General features: G+C 54.3%; 2 protein-coding genes. Both read right to left on the bottom strand.

From position 1 onward, the window contains the following. On the bottom strand, positions 1–316 hold a 316-nt coding region (locus tag Q7U76_08255), incomplete at its 3' end, for an SxtJ family membrane protein (GenBank protein MDO8356363.1). Between the two features lie 19 nt (positions 317–335). Then, positions 336–1,532, bottom strand: a 1,197-nt coding sequence (locus Q7U76_08250) for a carbamoyltransferase C-terminal domain-containing protein (GenBank protein ID MDO8356362.1), incomplete at its 5' end; no start/stop codon positions are given.

Below are 1,532 nucleotides of genomic sequence, written 5' to 3'. Positions count from 1 at the left end.
GTCTCATCGTGTCCTTCCCCATGAGTCGGAACACAAATCCGATCGGCGTCACCAAGGCATAGAACACAATGCCAAGTAGAATTCTGGTATTGATCCACCCCAGAATATGTCCGACCCACATCCATCCTTTGTGAATAGGAGCTAAGATCTGCGGAAGGATGGCGCCCAACAGGATCAGAAGCCCGCCTGGGCCCACCGCCCACACCCGTAATGGCTCGCCACGAAATACGAGCGGCCAGAGGCCGATCACGACAAACACTGCTCCAACCAATAATCCAAATTGACGTAGCTCTTTGCGTGTTGCTGCGTGGTCCATTGCCCCGTCTCCCATCTAGCTAATCGAGTTCAAACTCTTTCTTCCAATCAGAATCCCCTTCAAGCGGTTTCTGATCCTCTTTCCGCAACACATAATTCTCGACGACCAGGATATCCATCTCCGTCCGCATGAAGCAGCGATACGCGTCTTCAGGCGTGCAGACGATTGGCTCGCCTCGCACATTGAACGACGTATTCACACAGGTGGCATACCCCGTCTTTTGTTCAAACGCCTTGAGCAACTTGTAGTACCGGGGATTCGTTTCCTCGTGAACCGTCTGAATTCTGGCAGAGTAGTCGATGTGCGTAACGGACGGGATGTCCGAGCGTGGCACATTGAGCAATTCGATGCCCCAAAGCTCCTTCTGGCCTGGATCGAATGGAAGTCGTCGTTTCTCTAGCACCGGAGCCACGAGCAGCATGTAAGGACTATCGCAGTTCATCTGGAAATAGTCCGACACCCGTTCCCTCAGCACCGATGGCGCGAAGGGTCTGAACGACTCCCGGTATTTGATTTTGAGATTTAGCACCGACTGCATTTTCGTATTCCTGGCATCGCCAAGGATGCTGCGCCCCCCGAGGGATCGTGGGCCAAACTCCATACGTCCCTGATGCCACCCTACGACCTTTCCTGCGGCTAGCTCGTCGGCCACCTGATTATATAAATCCTTTTCATCAAGCCGGTTATATACAGCCCCGATGCCCTTCAGCCTTGTCTCGACGTCCTCGCTGCTGAATGCAGGGCCCAGATAGCTCCCCTTCATTTTGTCGTGGATATTGTCCGCGGTCCTCGGCTTGTTCTCATACTGATGCCACGCACTCAATGCAGCGCCCAATGCCCCGCCTGCATCACCGGCAGCCGGCTGAATCCAAATCCCCTTAAACGGTCCTTCTCGGAGCACTCTCCCATTTCCTACACAATTTAGCGCGACACCACCCGCCAAACAGAGGTACTCCACTCCCGCTTCCCGGTGCATCGTCCGCGACAGCCGCAACATGACCTCTTCGGTCACTTCCTGAATCGAGCGAGCCAAATCCATTTCCCGTTGCCCGAACTTCGACTCCGCTTTGCGAGGGGGGCCTCCAAACACGTCGTCGAACTTTCGGCTCGTCATGGTCAGGCCGGTGCAATAGTTGAAATACTCCATGTTCATTCGGAACGTGCCGTCTGGCTTGAGATCGATCAAATGTTCGTAGATAGCCTTGACGTACTTGGG

This window comes from Nitrospirota bacterium (assembly GCA_030645475.1).
Lineage (GTDB): Bacteria > Nitrospirota > Nitrospiria > Nitrospirales > Nitrospiraceae > Palsa-1315.
Note: the sequence above shows the minus strand (reverse complement) of the source record. Positions and strands in the feature narration are given on the sequence as shown.